Raw genomic sequence first — 17,985 nt, 5'->3', positions numbered from 1 at the left:
CTGAAAGATAAGCTGAAAAGCGGTCAACTCCAGAAGAAAACGAAAGCAACAACGCTCGAATGATTCAAAGGGGGTGGGTCAGTTTTACTTTGGCAGGGTGGGTCAGAATTCGATCGGTATTGACACTTACCATGAAGATGTAGCCGATTATCGACTGGAAATAGATTCGTATTTAGTTGATGAGCTAGAGTCATACAATTTAGATAATTTTGAAAGCATCGTTTCTGTTGCGCGGAATTTTGAATTCTTTGTCCAGGAAAAATGGCGACTGGCTGTGGACAGGCCCGGAAGTGGCAATACCAAAAATATTGGCTCTGAAACCCTTATTCGACGACTGTTAAATGGAGAGGGCCTGTTTTTTAGGGAGTACGGAGCCAATGGCGAAGCTGAGTTCGATAAATACTGGATGCAGTATCAAACAAAAGATATGGCCAGAGCACTGGAGCAAGACGAACCTATCTACCGGAACTTACATACCTTCAGGCAGTGGCTGGCGTCCCTACAAAATAATAAATAATTTGCCGGTTTCTGACTCAGGAAGATGAACCGTCAGTTCAGAATAAACGGGAATGGCACGCTTCCCGTTTAAATTTTTTGTGCGTCTGTTGTCGATACGTATGGGCGGAAATGGCTGAATTTAGCGTTGAGGAAGCATGCGACGGGCTGGCGTGCCGTGTCCGAAATCATACTAAACGTGAAGGCGATCCGTTATGGATCGCCAGACGCCATGCACGCCTGAGATTAGCCGAATGGCGTAAAAGACGGTGCGCCTGATTCTGACGTACCGCCTGCCGATTACACTAACGTGCCGTAAATCGTTAACAGCGCGACCACCACAACCAACACCAGCGAAATACGCTTCGCTAACGCGACCGCAATGCGTGGCGTTTCAACTTTATCGGTATGCGGATCGCGTTCCAGCGAGAACTGCGCCAGGCTGGTCAGCACCTGATATTGTGAGCGATGGCGATCGGTGAGCGAGGCAAACCAGGCTGGCAATGCCTTTTCCCCATGACCCAACAGCGCATAGGCCACACCCGCCAGCCGGACCGGAACCCAGTCCACCACGTGCAAAATGCCATCTACACCTGATTGTGCTCGCGCTATTGGCGTTTGATGCTTCGCCAGCCAGCTTTGCCAGGCCCGTAGAAACGCGTAACCCACCAGCAAAACGGGTCCCCACGGCCCCCCGATCACGAACCAAAACAGCGGCGCAAGGTAAAAACGAAAGTTAATCCAGATCAGCGCGTTTTGCAGTTCACGGAGATATTCGCGCTCACTGCATTCAACCGGCACGCCGTGGATCAGGGTTAATTCAGCCGCCATCGCCTGATGCGCCGCAGCATCATCATGGCTGGCCGCTTTCAGATAGCTGTGATAATGCAATCGCACTGAGCCTGCACCAATACATAGCAATCCCGTCATGATCCAAAACAGCAACTGCACCACGCCAAACAGCCCCCCTTTCAGGCTCCATATAACCAGCGTAGTAATTGCCATCGCCAGTACCATCATCAATAGCGTACGTATCATTGAGAAATGCCGACGATGAAGGAAAACGGATTCAAGCCGGTGATCGAGCTGCCAGTGCTCGCCCAGTTTAAACAGGCGTTCCCAGCCTAAAACTAATAACAAGGTAAATAACGTCATACAGACTCCGAATCATTCAGAATTTTATCGCGTTAACAGCTGCTTATAATAATGCCAGTCAAAGGCCGGACCGGGATCGGTTTTCCGTTCCGGAGCAATATCGCTGTGTCCGGTTATACGCGATAGTGTAAGCGGATAACTCTGCATCAATAACTGCGTAATCCGTTGTAATGACTGATATTGCGCCTCGGTGTACGGCTCAACATCGGTTCCCTCAAGCTCAATGCCAATCGAATAATCGTTGCAGTTATCACGTCCTTCAAACTGTGAAACACCCGCATGCCAGGCTCGTTTATCAAACGGCACATATTGAACGATTTCGCCATCACGACGAATTAAACAATGCGCCGCCACACGTAAGTGCGCAATATCGGCAAAATAGGGATGCGCATCAGCAGGCAAGGCCCCCGTAAAAAGCTGATCAATCCACGGTCCACCAAATTCGCCCGGCGGTAAGCTGATATTGTGGATAATCAGTAGCGAAGGTACTTCCTCATCAGGCCGATCGTTGCAGTGCGGAGAAGGCACCTGACGCACGCCGCTTAGCCAACCTTGTTCAATTTTCATGCCGACTCCCTTATCCAGACCTGGCTGAGAATAGCATGAATTTAAAGGGCTTCTTGCGCCTTAATGCGTCACGGTAAAGGTGAATAATCGGTGTAAGTTAAGGATACTAAACAAAGCTGCGCATCTGACTGGCGTGAGATAATCTTTCGGGCTATTGTGGACGCTACATTCATTTGGCCTTTTTGGAGCAGAACGCTTATGTCCATGCGTCGTTATGATCCAGACAGCCGCCGCCAGGCGCTGATTGAACGCATCGAAAACGATATACCTGAAGCCGTCGCACGCGCTCTACAGGAAGATCTGGGCGGCGATATTGATAGCGATCGCGATATTACCGCGCAGTTGCTGCCTGCTGAAAGCCTGACCCATGCGCAGGTTATTACCCGTGAAGCCGGTGTTTTCTGTGGTAAACGTTGGGTTGAAGAAGTGTTTATCCAGCTGGGTTCGCACGCGTCGCTGACCTGGCATGTAGAAGATGGTCAAACTGTCATGCCTGATCAACTGCTGTTTGAAATTGACGGGCCCGCTCGCCTGCTGCTTACCGCCGAACGCACCGCGCTGAATTTTGTGCAGACACTGTCAGGCGTAGCCAGCGAAGTCAGCCGTTACGTGAAGTTGCTAAAAGGTAGCCAGACGCAGCTGCTGGATACGCGTAAAACCTTGCCTGGCCTGCGTACTGCGCTGAAATATGCAGTATTGTGCGGTGGCGGCAGCAATCATCGTCTCGGGCTGTCAGATGCGTTTTTAATTAAAGAAAACCATATCATCGCCAGCGGGTCGATACGCCAGGCAGTTGAAAAAGCCTTTTGGCTACATCCTGACGTACCGGTTGAAGTCGAAGTGGAGACACTAGACGAGTTAAGCCAGGCGCTGGATGCCTCTGCCGATATTGTCATGCTGGATAATTTTAGCCTTGATGACATGCGTGAAGCCGTCAGGCTTACCGATGGTCGTGCGCTGCTTGAAGTTTCTGGCAATGTTACCGAAACCACGCTGCCGCAAATCGCGCAAACTGGTGTTGATTATGTCTCGGTGGGCGCATTGACTAAACATGTCCGTGCGCTCGATCTGTCGATGCGTTTCCAGCAAAAATAAATGTCGGTGCCGGGGTTCTGGACCGGCACATTTTGCGAGCTGCGTTCCATCACGTTGCGCTCTGATCTGCAATAGCTCTCCTTGTCCGCGTAACATCTTCCATCCGCTGAATCGGCTGCTGTCGCTTAGCCGGTAAAATTTTTAGGCTGTGGCCTTCTTATTATTCAGGAGGCATGGAATGAATGATCAACGTGGATTTACTTTGATCGAATTGATGATTGTGGTCGGCATTGTCGCCATTCTCAGCGCCATCGGTCTGCCCGCCTATCAAAGTTATCTTCAGCGCGCCGCACTTACCGACATGCTACAAACGATGATCCCCTATAAGACTGCGGTAGAGCTCTGCGCCATTGAGCGCGGTGGCCCAGGCCAATGTCAGGCCGGACAGCATGGTATCCCTTTAGCAAAAGGCTCGCGCTATGTTTCATCCGTAAGCGTGACTAACGGTAATATCACGTTAACGGGGCAGGAAAGCCTGAACGGCCTGAGTGTGGAAATGCTGCCGGTTTGGGACAGCACCGAAGGCGGCATCAGCTGGCAGCGCAGTTGTATCAGCAACAATAGCAGCCTGCAAAATAACTGTCTGGAACAGTTCCGCTTCGCTGATAAGGGAGCCAGCGATGAAAAAGCCTGAGGATGCAATAGCTTTACTGTGCCAGCGTTATCAGGCCATCGTTTTGCATCACGATGCCACACAACTACGCATCGCCGTTGCTGACCCTATTCCTGCTGGCCTTGCTGAAGCGCTGCACTTTGCCAGTCAATGCCAGATTGAAATCGAAAGCTGGCCACAGGCACGGATGGATCACTTCCGGCATGGTGGGCAACCCTCAGTGGCCCAGGAAACCGCCCCCACTGAATCCGCTATTGAAGCAACCCAGCAGATTTTGTGCCAGGCGCTGCAACGTCGTGCCTCAGACATCCATATCGAACCGTTACAACACGGCTTACGGATAAGATTACGCATTGATGGTGTGCTGCAGCCGCTCTCCTCACTGCCAGACGCACAACCTGCCGCGCTATTAGCCAGGCTGAAAATTCTGGGTGGGCTGGATACCGCTGAGCGCCGCTTACCACAAGACGGACAATTTAGTCTGGAACTTAAAGGTAAACCTGCGTCATTCCGCCTGTCTACGTTGCCGATCCAGCATGGGGAAAAGGCGGTCATTCGTCTGCTGCAAAGCGAAGGCGCTGCTTTATCTCTGGAAAAACTGGGGTTACCGGCCAACCAGCTGCGGCTTTTGTCCGCTGCACTGGCGCAGCCGCAGGGTTTGATTCTGGTGACTGGCCCAACCGGTAGCGGCAAAACCTTTACGCTTTACAGCGGATTAAGTGCGCTCAATAAGCCAGAAAGAAATCTGTGTAGCGTGGAAGATCCGATTGAAATTCCACTGCCCGGCATTAACCAAACGCAGATCAATCCAAAGTGTGGCCTCGATTTTAATCGCGTGCTGCGTGCCTTGTTGCGTCAGGATCCCGATGTAATCATGGTGGGCGAAATTCGTGATGCGGAAACGGCAGAAATCGCTGTGAAGGCAGCACAAACCGGGCATCTGGTTTTATCAACGCTGCATACGAATTCTACGGCAGAAACACTGACGCGGTTACATCAGATGGGCATTCCCGGTTACCTGCTGGGACCTGCCTTGCGTTTGATTATTGCACAGCGTTTAGTCAGACGTTTGTGTCCACACTGTCGCCAGCCGGCACAAGCCGTCGCTCACTATCCGGCTGAGCTTTGGCCTGGAACCCTACAAACCTGGCGAGCCCCTGGCTGCGATCACTGCTTTTCCGGCTATTTTGGTCGGCTGGCGCTGTTTGAACTGTTACCGGTCACCGCGAAATTACAAAATGCTATTGCTGCGGAAATGCCGCTCGACAGCCTGCTCGCTCTGGCAAAACAGCAGGGAATGCGAACGCTGCTGGCTGCCGGCCTGGAAGCTGTCAGCCGGGGTGATACTTCGCTGGAGGAAATGCAGCGCGTGATAGGACTGGACGATGGCTAATCTGTGTTTATTCAGCTGGCAAGCGGTAGACAGCAAAGGCGAATTGCAAAGCGGCAAAAGTCTGGCGTTAAATAGCGATCGGCTGGTTGTGAGCCTGGCTGAATGCGGCCTGCTGCCAGTCAACTGGAAACGGGATAAGGTCTGGCGCCAGCGTGACTGGAAATGGCAGCAGAAAATTGATCTGATACGGCAACTTGCGACTTTGCTGAAAGCGGGACTGCCCCTTTCGGAAGGGTTATCGCTGCTCGCTGAAGGTCATCCGCATAAGGGCTGGCAGGCTCTGTTATCGGCGCTGCAACAGCACGTACTATCAGGCGAACCCTTTTCGCAGGCATTGCGGCAATGGCCACAAATTTTTCCACCTCTTTATTCTGCGCTTATGGAGGTGGGGGAATTAACCGGTCAGCTGGATGTCTGTTGCGAGCAGCTGGCGCAACAACAGGCACGGCAGCAACACCTGTGGAATAAGGTAATAAAAGCGCTACGTTACCCTCTGTTTATCTTACTGGTGGCTATCGCTGTTTCCTGCGGTATGTTGCTTTTTGTGTTACCGGAATTCGTTTCCGTTTATGCAGCCTTTGACGCTCCCCTTCCTGTGTTTACCGCCGCTGTAATGCAACTTTCTGCGGGGCTACAGACATGGGGCTTGCAGCTGGCTTTTTTGATGGTGCTGATGTTTTTGGGCGGGCAACAGTTGCATTGTCGGTCAACCGACTGGCAACGTTATGAACAGCGACTGTTATTACGCATTCCCTTACTTGCTGGCTTATGGCGCGGTAGCCAGCTTACGCAGATCTACACTATTCTACAGCTAACGCAGCAAGCCGGGCTGACATTACTGCAAGGATTAGAAGCGGTGCAGATGACGCTTTCTTCAATAATATGGCGCGAGGCCATTACCGAATTGCAATATCACATCGCGCAAGGAAAACCGCTGCATCAGGCACTGAACACGCATCCACTTTTTACTGCATTGTGTTGTCAACTGGTGCGAGTCGGTGAAGAAGCTGGCGCATTAGACGTGATGCTGGCGCGTCTCGCTGAGTGGCATGAAGGACAAACCTTGTCTCGCGCCGACAGTCTGTCTGCGTCACTGGAGCCGATGATGATGGTAATTATTGGCGGAATCGTTGGCACGCTGGTCATTGCCATGTATTTGCCGGTATTTGGTTTAGGAGATGCCATGCATTAAGGGCGCGCTGGCGATACCGCGCCCTGTTGCATCAGCGGTTGAATACCCGATTTTCTTGCTCGGCAACGCGAATGAAGGTGGTGCGCTTAGTCAGCTCTTTCAAACGCTCAGCCCCGACATACGTACAGGCAGAACGGAGACCACCAAGAATATCGCGTGCCGTTTCTTCAACCGGCCCGCGCAACGGCAATTTCACTGTTTTACCTTCAGCTGCACGATAACCGGCCACGCCGCCAACATGACGCTTCATGGCGGATTCAGAACTCATACCATAAAACAGCATGAATTTTTCACCGTTCTCTTCCACTACGCTACCTTCACATTCGTCGTGTGCGGCGAGCATACCCCCTAGCATGACGAAATCTGCGCCTCCGCCAAAGGCTTTAGCAATGTCGCCCGGCACCGCGCAGCCGCCATCACTGACAATTTGCCCACTCAGGCCATGCGCGGCGTCAGCGCATTCAATCACCGCAGAGAGCTGCGGATAGCCCACGCCCGTTTTCACGCGCGTGGTGCAAACGGAGCCGGGGCCAATGCCAACTTTGACAATATCCGCACCAGAAAGGATAAGCTCTTCGACCATTTCGCCTGTTACCACATTACCTGCGCAAATCGTTTTGCCGGGAAAGGCTTCACGCGCACGTTGTAAAAATTCGACAAAGTGTTCGGAATAACCATTGGCAACATCAATGCAGATAAATTGCAGATCATCAGAGAGAGCCATGATGGCGATGAGCTTGTTAAGATCAGCGTCAGAAGTGCCGGTTGAAACCATGACGGACTTCAGCACAGAAACGGGAACGCGCTGAATAAACGCACGCCAGTCATCCACGCTGTAATGTTTGTGAACCGCAGTCAGGATACTGAAGCTGGCCAGCGCTTCTGCCATCAGAAAAGTACCCACAGTATCCATGTTGGCAGCGATAACCGGCACACCGCTCCAGTTCAGACCAGAATGTTTGAAGGTAAAGCTGCGCTCCAGCTCAACCTGGGAGCGACTCTTCAGGGTAGAACGCTTAGGGCGGATTAATACATCTTTAAAGCCCAGTTTTAAATCTTCTTCGATACGCATAAATAGTGTCCTGGTTAGTGGCAACGAACCGCAGTTCGTGAAGCAAGCACGGCTCCAGTGGTGTGATGATACGCGCTAATCATCCTGCCGCAAGACTGCGAATTTCACTTTATTTAAGCTACAATCCGATAAATTTAGCTGAAAAACACGAAAGTGATCTGACGCGCACTTTTGCGTTTTAATATCAGAACTTAACGATTATTCAGCCGTTTAAAGCGTGATTGAGAGAACCTTATGCCTTATACCGTAGCGCTGACCGGTGGTATCGGCAGCGGGAAAAGTACGATTGCCCATGGTTTTGCGGCGCTGGGCGTGACAATTATTGATGCTGATGTCATTGCGCGCGAAGTCGTTGAACCTGGTTCGCCCGCTTTGCAGGCCATTGTGGAACGTCACGGTAAGTGGATGCTCACGGAGCAAGGCTCGCTTTTTCGCACCCGTTTACGCGAAATTATTTTTCAGTCGCCAGAAGAGAAGGCCTGGTTAAACCATCTGCTACATCCATTGATTAATGCCCGCACGCAGCAGCTTAAAGCTGAAGCCAGCTCGCCTTACGTTTTATGGGTAGTGCCGCTGCTGGTGGAAAATCAGCTACAGCATCAAGCCGATCGCATATTAGTGGTTGATGTTGACGAAGCGACACAGCTGGAACGCACCCAACTGCGAGATAACATCTCGCTAACGCAGGCCCAACTTATTCTTTCAGCGCAGGCCACACGCCATCAGCGCCTCGCCTGCGCTGATGACATCATTGATAATAGTGGCGCGCCTAAAGATACGCTGCCGCAGATTGCCGAACTCCATCAACGCTATCTGGCGTTAGCGGCAACGCAACAGGATTAACAATATGAGTACAATCGTTCTTTTTGAACATCCCCTGAATGAAAAAATGCGTACCTGGTTACGTGTTGAATTTCTGATGAATCAGTTGCAGGAAATTGTACCGCTCAGTAATACCGCAAATGCACTAAATTTCTTTCGCCTGATTAGTGAATTGCTCGATATTTTTGAGCGCGGCGATATACGTACTGAATTGCTGAAAGAGCTGGAGCGGCAACAGCAAAAATTGCGCGCCTGGGCTGATGTGCCGGGCGTCGACATGACGCTGGTAGAAGTATTGCGCGACAAATTAAAAGCGCAATCAAGCCAGCTAATGAATGCGCCACGCATGGGGCAACAGCTGCGCGAAGATCGTCTGATCGGTTTGGTCCGTCAGCGTTTAAGTATTCCCGGCGGCTGTTGCAGCTTTGACTTACCCAGTCTGTACATCTGGCTCCATCAGCCGCAGGAAATACGTGATAAGCAGGTGAGCGCCTGGCTTGATACACTGGCGCCATTGTATAGCTCGCTGGCAATTATTCTGGATTTGATTCGCCAGTCAAGTGCGTTTCGCAATCAAACCAGCCTGAACGGTTTTTATCAGGATAATGCCGAAGGCGCGGACTTACTGCGTTTGCAGCTACAGCTGAACGATTCGCTTTATCCGCAAGTTTCTGGTCATAAAAACCGTTATGCCATCCGTTTTATGCCGTTCGACAGCGATCGCGGCGAAGTGCCAGCAAGACTTAATTTTCAACTGGCCTGTTGTTAGAGGTGAAAATGCAGCAAGAAATCCTTACCGTTAAATGCCCACAATGCGGCAAAGATGTCATCTGGGATGAACTGAGCCCGTGGCGGCCTTTTTGCAGCAAACGCTGTCAGCTAATCGATTTAGGTGAATGGGCTACCGAAGAGAAACGCATTCCCAGCAGTAGTGATCTGAACGACAGCGATGACTGGAGCGAAGAAGACCGTTAAGCATTAAGTGGGGCAATACGCCCCGTTTTTAAAATTCACCTGCAATAAGCCGCGCAATGAGCTGATGGTTAGCGGGAGGAAACTCTTCTGCGACTAGCGCATGCTGCGCAACCCAGCGCTGCGGCTGCCCTTCGCGTCCCCAGGGCTCCCCTTTCCAGCCTTCAACCAGAAAGAAATGCAACGTCACGCGAAGATCGTCATACGTATGATCGGCCTCGCCAATCGCCCGGGCCTCGGTGACTTCAATGCCGGTTTCTTCCAGTAATTCGCGAACCAAACCCTGTTCGGCGCTTTCTCCCGCCTCAATTTTACCGCCGGGAAATTCCCACTTATTGGCCATGTATGAGGTCGCTGCACGCTGGGCAAGGAAAATTTGTTTATCGGCGTCGCGAATAATACCTACTGCGACCTGCAAATGCTTCATGAGTAATATCCAGTGGTTATGGCTGAATGAATGCCGATTTTAAAACATGGCTTAAAGGAAGTTAATCGCTTTAGCGCCCCAGATGCGATCACGCGGAACAGGCCGTCCCGCTGGGTTTTCACTTTATCGGGTGATTTGTCCTGTCATAACGTCAGGTTTAAAGAAGATGTGCTGTTTGCCGACGCTGTATAATGCAGCTTGCAGTAATCACCTGACCAAAAAAAGGAGCCAGTGGCTCCTTTTTTGCTTCGGATTGATCAGGCCAGACGACCATGACACTGTTTGTACTTTTTACCTGAGCCGCAAGGACAAGGGTCATTACGGCCAACTTTACGTTCGCCGCCTTGCTGCGCTAACGCTTCTGCGGCTAAGCTTTCATCATCAACGTGACTCAGCTGTTGCTGCTGTGCCAGACGCTCGGCTTCTTCACGACGCTGCTGCTCCATCGCCTCGATCTCTTCCGGCATGCGCACCTGAACCTTGCTCAGCGTACTGATCACTTCATATTTCAGTGATTCCAGCATCGCTGCAAACATAGCGAAAGATTCACGTTTGTATTCCTGCTTGGGATCTTTCTGCGCGTACCCACGTAAATGGATACCCTGACGCAAATAATCCATTGCTGCCAGATGTTCTTTCCACAGGGAATCCAGCGTTTGCAACATAACACCTTTCTCAAAACTACGCATCGTTTCAGCGCCAACCGCCTCTTCTTTAGCGGCGTAGCCGACCATTGCCTGCTCCATGATACGTTCGCGTAACGTTTCTTCATGCAGATCCGGCTCTTTGTCCAGCCACTCTGCGATGGGCAGATCCAGATCAAAATCATTGCGCAAACGCTCTTCCAACCCAGGTACATCCCACATTTCCTCAAGCGATTGTGGCGGGATATAGGTGTCGATGGTGGTTTTATAGACATCCTGGCGAATGCTATTGATGGTTTCGCTTACATCAGAAACATCCAGTAATTCATTACGTTGGCTGTAAATAGCGCGACGCTGGTCATTAGCTACATCATCATATTCGAGTAATTGCTTACGAATATCGAAGTTGCGACTCTCAACTTTGCGCTGGGCATTGGCAATGGCTTTGGTGACCCACGGATGCTCAATGGCTTCACCCGGCTTCATGCCGAGTTTACGCATCATATTCGAAACGCGATCCGAGGCGAAAATACGCATCAGCGCATCTTCCATCGACAAATAGAAACGCGATGAACCGGCATCACCCTGACGGCCGGCACGCCCACGTAGCTGATTGTCGATACGACGTGATTCGTGACGCTCTGTCCCTACGATATGTAAACCACCTGAAGCGAGAACCGCATCGTGACGGACCTGCCACGCAGCTTTAATCTCTTCGATTTGCGCTTCGCTGGGCGCTTCGAGTTCGGCAACTTCAGCATGCCAGCTACCGCCCAGCATGATGTCAGTACCACGACCCGCCATGTTGGTGGCAATCGTTACCGAGCCAGGCTGGCCTGCTTGCGCTACGATGTCTGCTTCGCGGGCATGGAATTTGGCGTTCAATACATTGTGCCTGATACCCGCACGCGTCAGCTCATTTGATACCACTTCTGATTTTTCAATCGAAATCGTACCCACCAGCACCGGTTGTCCGTTCGCGGTACGCTCGCGAATATCTTCGATGATCGCGTCAATCTTCTCTTTCTCCGTCATATAGACCAGATCAGGCAGATCCTTACGCACCATCGGCCGGTTAGTGGGCACCACAATCGTATCCAGCTTATAAATCGAACTGAATTCAAAGGCTTCAGTGTCGGCGGTGCCGGTCATACCAGCGAGTTTTTCGTAAATACGGAAATAGTTCTGGAAAGTGATCGAGGCCAGCGTCTGGTTTTCATTCTGAATTTCCACGCCTTCTTTCGCTTCAATCGCCTGATGCAGGCCATCAGACCAGCGACGACCTTGCATAGTTCGTCCGGTATGCTCATCAACGATCACCACTTCACCGTCTTTTACGATGTAATCCACATCACGGGTGAATAACGCATGAGCACGCAGCGCAGCGGTGACATGGTGCATCAGCATGATGTTCGTTGGCGAATACAGGGACTCGCCTTCGTCCATGATGCCCTGGCTAACCAGCAGCTCTTCTACTTTAACCAGACCACGTTCAGACATGTGGGCCTGACGCGCTTTTTCATCCACCCAAAAATCCCCTTCACCCTGAAAGGTGTCGGAATCTTCTTTATCCTGGCGAATCAGATGCGGAATAATTTTATCGACCTTAATATACAGGTCAGAACTGTCTTCAGCAGGACCAGAGATGATCAGCGGTGTACGCGCTTCGTCGATCAAAATGGAGTCAACTTCATCCACTAAAGCGTAATGCAGTTTACGTTGCACACGCTCTTCCGGGCTGAACGCCATGTTATCGCGCAGGTAGTCGAAGCCGTATTCGTTGTTAGTGCCGTATGTAATATCGGCGGCATAGGCCTCGCGCTTAGCGGGCGCAGGCATACCTGGCAGATTGATACCAATCGACAAGCCAAGGAATTCGAACAGAGGGCGGTTGTTTTCCGCATCGCGCTGGGCCAGATAGTCGTTCACGGTAACCACGTGGACGCCTTTACCGGTTAAGGCATTGAGATAGGCGGGCAACGTTGCCGTCAGGGTTTTACCTTCACCCGTACGCATCTCCGCGATACAGCGGTCATTTAATACCATGCCGCCAATCAACTGAACGTCGAAATGACGCATGCCGAATACACGCTTACTCGCTTCACGCACCGTCGCAAAGGCTTCAGGAATCAGGCTTTCCAGCGTTTCACCTTTTTTCAGGCGCTCGCGAAACAGGTCAGTTTTACCCTTGAGCTCATCATCAGAGAGCTTTTCGAAATCCGGTTCCATCTTATTGATGACATCAACAGCTTTGCGCATACGACGCAAAGTACGATCATTGCTGCTACCAAAAACCTTGGTCAACATTTTAATTAACATAATAAATATATTCTCAATTCAGCCGTGACATCACGGGCTGCGAAAACTAAAAGAGTGAAGTAACCAAAAAGTTTAGAGCAAGAAGGGTCCGGCGCGAATGCCGTTTGCTTTAACGTGTCGCTCAATACAGGCAAACGTCTGGGCAGCGGGATGAGGTTTTAAATATTTTTCCTGCGGCGCAACGCGTAGTGCAGCGTGGGAAGTCAGCAAAGCATGAAGGGAGTCAATCAACGCCAGCTTTTGAGCCGCCAACGGTAATTCGCCCGGTTCATCAGCCTGCGCCTGTGGCGTTAGCGTAAAAGAGAGATGACGAATGACGGTGCGAATAGCATGTTGATGCCAGTAATCGACCGTAAAATTAGGGCGTCTTGCCGCTTCCTGTAAGCGAATCAGGTGATCGAAGCGGGCAGCATTGCCAATAAACAAACTACTGGCTGGTGAGTCTGATGAAACGTTAAGGTCAGAATTCTGTGCGCTCGCCGGTAAGCCAAGACTGGCCGCCACCATCCCCAACAGGAGATGAGGCCAGAAATAGCGTCTGCCTAATTGTCGCCAGCGTAAAAGAATTCCGATCACAACCTTTCCATCGCCCAAGGCTTGCCTTGCGCATCCATGATTATTTATTAACTGCGAAATGCAGTGGTGTTAAGCCTGTAAAAACGCCTGAGATAGTATCATTAATGTGGCGTGTCTACACCTGGGTTTAAAGTGGCTCTGGAATAAAACGCAGCTGTTTGTTTAGCAATTCAACAACTGGAACATTTGTTTGCGAGCAACGTCGCAACGTCATGCAGATAACAGCGAGGCAATAAAAAACGGCTGACGACGCTGACCGGAGAGAGTGTCAGCATAGCCAGCCGTTTCAGATGTTCTGAGGTAATTAAGCCAGAACCAGATTCGGTGCTTTGAATGCCAGCGGCAATTCCGCTTCGTCTTCGAAAGTTGCCCATTCCCAGGCTTCTTGCTTAGCCAAAACAGCTTGTAGCAGCTTGTTATTCAATGCGTGACCAGATTTGAACGCGGTAAACGCGCCAATAATATTGTGGCCACACATAAACAGGTCGCCAATTGCATCTAACATTTTGTGACGAACGAATTCATCTTCAAAACGCAGGCCGTCTTCATTCAGGACGCGGAAATCATCCAGACCTATCGCACAATCTAAACTACCGCCCAGGCACAGGCCTTTAGACTGCAGATATTCGATCTCACGCATAAAGCCAAATGTACGCGCACGGCTGATTTGGCGAACAAACGCATCAGCAGAAAACTTCATCTGATAACGCTGAGAGCTGGAATCGATTGCCGGATGATTAAAGTCGATAGTGAAGTCAAGCGAGAAGCCATTGTAAGGCTTGATCTCGGCCCATTTATCGCCATCTTCAACCCGGACAGTTTGCTTAACACGTACGAATTTCTTCGCACTGTTCAGTTGTTCGATACCTGCATCCATCAGCAAATAGATGAACGGTGCAGCGCTGCCGTCCATGATCGGGATTTCTGGCGCATCAACTTCAACAATAATGTTGTCGATACCTAATCCCGCCAGAGCAGCATTCAGGTGTTCAACCGTTGAAATACGCACGCCGTCATCATTCACCAGGCAAGTACTTAGCATGGTGTCGCGCACGTATTTTGCATCAGCCGGGAAATCAACCGGTGGATTCAAGTCGGTGCGACGATAGATGACCCCGGTATTAGCCGACGCAGGGCGCAATGTCAGTGTGACTTTCTTGCCGGTATGCAAACCGACACCTGTCGCCTGAACAATACGTTTTAATGTCCTTTGTTTGATCATCGTATTATCTCGCAATATTACCTTTCCAACCGCTAGTATACTTTACCAGCGGGTGGATACTTTAGCACAAAGAACGGAGATTCCCAATAATAGGGATATTCTTAATCAGCCTGCTTACGCAAAAAGGCTGGAATATCAAGGTAATCAGGTTCTTTATTAGATTGCGAAGTCTGGTCATTAACTACCTTCGCAGCCGGTTTTTGCTCCTGCGGCAGCGGCGACATGCCGTGCTGCTGATAGCGATGATCCATAACCGGTTGGCTGGCAGGCTTGTTGGTCACCAGCGTAATTTCTGGACGTTTGTCCATGCCGATACCGGTTGCCACCACAGTGACGCGCAGTTCGTCATTCATTTCTGGATCCAGTGATGTGCCGATCACCACAGTTGCATTGTCAGAGGCGAAGGCGCGGATAGTGTTACCCACGGTTTCAAACTCATCCAGACGCAGATCAAAGCCTGCCGTGATGTTAACCAGCACGCCGCGTGCGCCAGACAGGTCGATGTCTTCCAGCAGCGGGCTGGAAATTGCCATTTCGGCTGCTTCTTCAGCGCGGTCTTCACCACATGCCACGCCAGAACCCATCATGGCGTAACCCATTTCAGACATCACGGTACGCACGTCAGCAAAGTCAACGTTCATCAGGCCCGGACGCGTAATCAGTTCCGCGATACCCTGCACTGCGCCCTTCAGGACGTCATTGGCAGCGCCGAACGCGTCAAGCAGTGAAATACCGCGACCCAACACTTTCAACAACTTGTCGTTAGGAATAGTAATCAGTGAATCGACATGCTTAGACAGCTCAGCGATACCCTGCTCGGCAAATGCCATGCGCTTTTTGCCTTCAAAATTAAAAGGTTTAGTTACTACCGCAACGGTCAGGATACCCAAATCTTTTGCGACTTCAGCAACCACCGGCGCAGCACCGGTTCCGGTACCGCCGCCCATGCCTGCAGCAATAAACACCATGTCTGCCCCTTCCAGCGCAGAACGCAGTGCTTCGCGATCTTCTTCTGCAGAGTTACGACCCACTTCCGGGTTCGCACCCGCACCCAGACCTTTAGTAATGTTATTACCGATCTGGATAGTCTGGCCGACTGCTGTTTTACGCAACGCTTGCGCGTCCGTGTTAACAGCGAAGAATTCCACACCTTCGATACGCTCGCGTACCATGTGCTCTACGGCATTGCCGCCGCCCCCGCCGACGCCGATGACTTTAATCACCGCGTCATTGGTTAATTCCATAGGTTCAAACATGATTTCTCTCCGTTATGTGCCTGTCGCCTGGAGATCACTAAAAAAACCAGCATGATCTCCTTTTTCAAAAATTAAAACTCTTTTTTCAACCAACTGTTAATGCGCTTGAACCAATTTCCTACCGATGCACGCTTTTCAGTCTCTGCATCACCGTTCATGTGTGACTCTTTGCCGTAATGCAGCAGCCCCACTGCGGTTGAATAATACGATTCCTGCGCATAGTCAGTTAGTCCAGTAATGTTCAGCGGCTGTCCAATGCGCACCTGCGTATGGAATACGCGTTGCGCACAGGCCGCCAGTCCTTCAATTTGCGCGGCACCACCCGTCAATACAATACCGGCTGCCAGATGATGTTTCACGCCCTGCTGACGCAGTTGTTCCTGTAATTGCAGAATCTCGTCGTTGACCAGATTCAAAAGCTCGGTGTAACGCGGTTCAATCACTTCCGCCAGCGTCTGACGCTGCAGGCTGCGCGGAGGACGACCGCCAACACTCGGCACTTCGACATTTTCATCTTTTCCAACAATAGAACCCAGCGCACAACCGTGACGCACTTTAATCGCTTCCGCGTCCGTTGGCGGTGTACCAAATGCATAGGCAATATCGCTGGTTACCACGTTACCTGCATAAGGGATCACTTTGGTGTGACGCAGCGCGCCTCCCGTGTAAACCGCAATATCCATTGTACCGCCGCCAATATCGACAACACAGACCCCCAGCTCACGTTCGTCCTCTGTCAACACCGCAAAACTGGATGCCAGGCCGGCAAAAACCAGTTGATCAACTTTCAGGCCACAACGTTCTACTGCCTTGACAATATTTTTTGCCATATCGTTGTGGCAGGTGATCAGGTGCACTTTAGCCTGCATACGCACACCGGAAAGACCGACCGGATTTTTGATGCCTTCCTGATAATCGATGGCATATTCCTGAGGAATAACATGCAGGATGCGATGTTCGTCACGTACGCGGACCGATTTAGCGGTATGTACTACGTTCTCCACATCATCCTGAGTCACTTCCTCTTCGGAAATCGGAACCATCCCGATTTCGTTCTGACAGCTGATATGTTTGCCCGATAATGCAAGGTAGACGGAGGAGATCTGGCAGTCAGCCATCAACTCGGCCTGATCGATAGCGCGCTGTACGCATTTCACTACCGACTCAAGGTCGTTTACGCCACCTTTATCCATTCCGCGGGACGGGCAACTGCCGACCCCAATAATGTTAACCATGCCATCGGGCAGAATTTCCCCAACCAGGGCGGCAACCTTCGCGGTGCCGATTTCGAGTCCAACTACCAGTTTTCTGTCCGTTGCCTTGATCATTGTTGTTTAGCCTGTGCCTGGTTCTGTTGCTGATTACTGTCCTGTGGCTCCATCACTACCGGCGTCCAACCCACAGAAGCGCCCGAGTCGTATCGCAAATCCACATAGCTGACACGTTTGTTCTCGTTCTGACCCTGCTGCTGCAGTACCGGGTAGAGCTCAATAAAACGGTTCAGACGCTTCATGGTGTCGCTGCGGCCCAGCTCAATGCGTACATCGTCGCTGGTGACCAACTGCCAGGAGCGTCGCGCCGTCATTGATGCGACCTTCAGGGTAAACTTCCCGGCTTTAAGTACATCGTCCATGCTGTGATACCCCGCCAGCACCTCTTTCTCGCTGCCTTCTGGCCCATACAACAACGGCATGATTTCCTTACCGATGTGATTGGCTGGTACGCTGAAGGCGTTCCCTTCTGCGTCTACCATATGCAAATCATTCCAGCGCGCTACTGGCGTATACTCAACCAGATGAATCTTCAGTTCGTCCGGCCACTGTTTACGCACGCTGACCTGTTTAATCCAGGGCAGACGCTCAATTTGCTGCTGGATAATGTCAACATCCTGCGACATAAACGTGCCGGGCGCACCGAGCGTTAAAATCGCCTGGCGAATATCGTCATGGGTGGTGTAATGCGTTTGCCCCGTTACCACCAATTTCGACAGCGGCAAGCGTGATGCATCATTCATCCACTTCAGCACCACTAAACCGCCAAAAACCATAATGCCCACAACGATCAGCAAAAATACGATGCCAAAAAGTCGGGCGCCGTTACTCCGTCCAGAGCGAATGCGCTCCTGGGGTTCACGGTTACGTGCATTCATCGCCGCCTGTGACATA

Annotated in this window: 18 protein-coding genes; 8 read left to right on the top strand and 10 right to left on the bottom strand. The window is 51.1% G+C overall.

All coding sequences use genetic code 11. The annotated features are described in order from the left end of the window. Positions 1–73 precede the first annotated feature (73 nt). A complete protein-coding gene (locus QRY16_RS11480) occupies positions 74–517 on the top strand; it encodes a type II restriction endonuclease (protein WP_289776657.1) in 444 nt (147 codons plus the stop codon). A 278-nt stretch (positions 518–795) separates the two neighbouring features. On the opposite strand, the gene ampE is transcribed toward QRY16_RS11480, so the two are convergent. Next, positions 796–1,650 carry a beta-lactamase regulator AmpE gene (gene ampE, locus QRY16_RS11475; protein ID WP_289776656.1) on the bottom strand — a complete coding sequence of 285 codons (855 nt, stop codon included), beginning with the start codon at positions 1,648–1,650 and terminating at the stop codon, positions 796–798. Between the two features lie 24 nt (positions 1,651–1,674). Then, complete coding sequence (gene ampD / locus QRY16_RS11470; protein ID WP_193403790.1) at positions 1,675–2,217, bottom strand: 1,6-anhydro-N-acetylmuramyl-L-alanine amidase AmpD; 543 nt, start codon at positions 2,215–2,217, stop codon at positions 1,675–1,677. A gap of 198 nt (positions 2,218–2,415) precedes the next feature. Between ampD and nadC the strand changes: the two genes are divergently transcribed. The 4 genes from nadC to hofC all read left to right on the top strand — a co-directional run bounded on the left by nadC (position 2,416) and on the right by hofC (position 6,510). Further along, on the top strand, positions 2,416–3,312 hold the full coding sequence (nadC, locus tag QRY16_RS11465; RefSeq protein ID WP_289776655.1) for a carboxylating nicotinate-nucleotide diphosphorylase: 897 nt from the start codon (positions 2,416–2,418) through the stop codon (positions 3,310–3,312). A gap of 178 nt (positions 3,313–3,490) precedes the next feature. Beyond that, the gene (gene ppdD / locus QRY16_RS11460; RefSeq protein ID WP_193403792.1) at positions 3,491–3,946 is read left to right on the top strand and encodes a prepilin peptidase-dependent pilin; all 456 of its coding nucleotides are present in this window, start codon (positions 3,491–3,493) and stop codon (positions 3,944–3,946) included. Further along, positions 3,933–5,318: a type II secretion system protein GspE gene (gene gspE, locus QRY16_RS11455; protein ID WP_193403793.1), complete on the top strand. Its 1,386-nt coding sequence runs from the start codon at positions 3,933–3,935 to the stop codon at positions 5,316–5,318. Before ppdD ends, gspE begins: the two co-directional genes overlap by 14 nt. Then, positions 5,311–6,510 (top strand): protein transport protein HofC, encoded by a 1,200-nt coding sequence (gene hofC, locus QRY16_RS11450; protein ID WP_193403794.1) that lies wholly within the window; start codon positions 5,311–5,313, stop codon positions 6,508–6,510. Before gspE ends, hofC begins: the two co-directional genes overlap by 8 nt. 31 nt (positions 6,511–6,541) lie before the next feature. On the opposite strand, the gene QRY16_RS11445 is transcribed toward hofC, so the two are convergent. Beyond that, positions 6,542–7,582, bottom strand: coding sequence for a GMP reductase (locus QRY16_RS11445; RefSeq protein ID WP_193403795.1), 1,041 nt, complete (start codon positions 7,580–7,582; stop codon positions 6,542–6,544). Positions 7,583–7,816: 234 nt separating this feature from the next. Between QRY16_RS11445 and coaE the strand changes: the two genes are divergently transcribed. Genes coaE through yacG form a run of 3 tightly spaced genes read left to right on the top strand, consistent with a single transcriptional unit; the run spans position 7,817 to position 9,379 of the window. After that, positions 7,817–8,425, top strand: coding sequence for a dephospho-CoA kinase (gene coaE / locus QRY16_RS11440; RefSeq protein ID WP_289776654.1), 609 nt, complete (start codon positions 7,817–7,819; stop codon positions 8,423–8,425). A 4-nt stretch (positions 8,426–8,429) separates the two neighbouring features. Then, on the top strand, positions 8,430–9,173 hold the full coding sequence (gene zapD / locus QRY16_RS11435; protein ID WP_289776653.1) for a cell division protein ZapD: 744 nt from the start codon (positions 8,430–8,432) through the stop codon (positions 9,171–9,173). Between the two features lie 8 nt (positions 9,174–9,181). Continuing rightward, a complete protein-coding gene (yacG, locus tag QRY16_RS11430) occupies positions 9,182–9,379 on the top strand; it encodes a DNA gyrase inhibitor YacG (RefSeq protein WP_193403944.1) in 198 nt (65 codons plus the stop codon). 28 nt (positions 9,380–9,407) lie between these two features. Here yacG and mutT read toward each other — a convergent pair whose 3' ends face one another. From mutT to ftsQ, 7 genes are all read right to left on the bottom strand, one after another. After that, entirely contained in the window at positions 9,408–9,803 is a 396-nt protein-coding gene (mutT, locus tag QRY16_RS11425; RefSeq protein WP_193403798.1) for an 8-oxo-dGTP diphosphatase MutT, read from the bottom strand. 257 nt (positions 9,804–10,060) lie between these two features. After that, positions 10,061–12,766: a preprotein translocase subunit SecA gene (gene secA, locus QRY16_RS11420; protein WP_289776652.1), complete on the bottom strand. Its 2,706-nt coding sequence runs from the start codon at positions 12,764–12,766 to the stop codon at positions 10,061–10,063. A gap of 72 nt (positions 12,767–12,838) precedes the next feature. Further along, positions 12,839–13,342 (bottom strand): secA translation cis-regulator SecM, encoded by a 504-nt coding sequence (gene secM, locus QRY16_RS11415; protein WP_289776651.1) that lies wholly within the window; start codon positions 13,340–13,342, stop codon positions 12,839–12,841. 304 nt (positions 13,343–13,646) lie between these two features. Then, on the bottom strand, positions 13,647–14,564 hold the full coding sequence (gene lpxC, locus QRY16_RS11410) for a UDP-3-O-acyl-N-acetylglucosamine deacetylase (protein WP_289776650.1): 918 nt from the start codon (positions 14,562–14,564) through the stop codon (positions 13,647–13,649). Between the two features lie 101 nt (positions 14,565–14,665). Beyond that, positions 14,666–15,820: a cell division protein FtsZ gene (ftsZ, locus tag QRY16_RS11405; RefSeq protein WP_289776649.1), complete on the bottom strand. Its 1,155-nt coding sequence runs from the start codon at positions 15,818–15,820 to the stop codon at positions 14,666–14,668. Between the two features lie 71 nt (positions 15,821–15,891). Further along, entirely contained in the window at positions 15,892–17,148 is a 1,257-nt protein-coding gene (ftsA, locus tag QRY16_RS11400; RefSeq protein WP_289776648.1) for a cell division protein FtsA, read from the bottom strand. Next, positions 17,145–17,984: a cell division protein FtsQ gene (gene ftsQ / locus QRY16_RS11395; protein WP_193403804.1), complete on the bottom strand. Its 840-nt coding sequence runs from the start codon at positions 17,982–17,984 to the stop codon at positions 17,145–17,147. Before ftsQ ends, ftsA begins: the two co-directional genes overlap by 4 nt. Position 17,985: the final 1 nt, after the last annotated feature.

The sequence above is a fragment of the Mixta mediterraneensis genome (assembly GCF_030283135.1).
In the GTDB taxonomy this organism is placed as follows: domain Bacteria; phylum Pseudomonadota; class Gammaproteobacteria; order Enterobacterales; family Enterobacteriaceae; genus Pantoea; species Pantoea mediterraneensis.
This window is presented reverse-complemented; position numbering and strand designations above follow the sequence as displayed.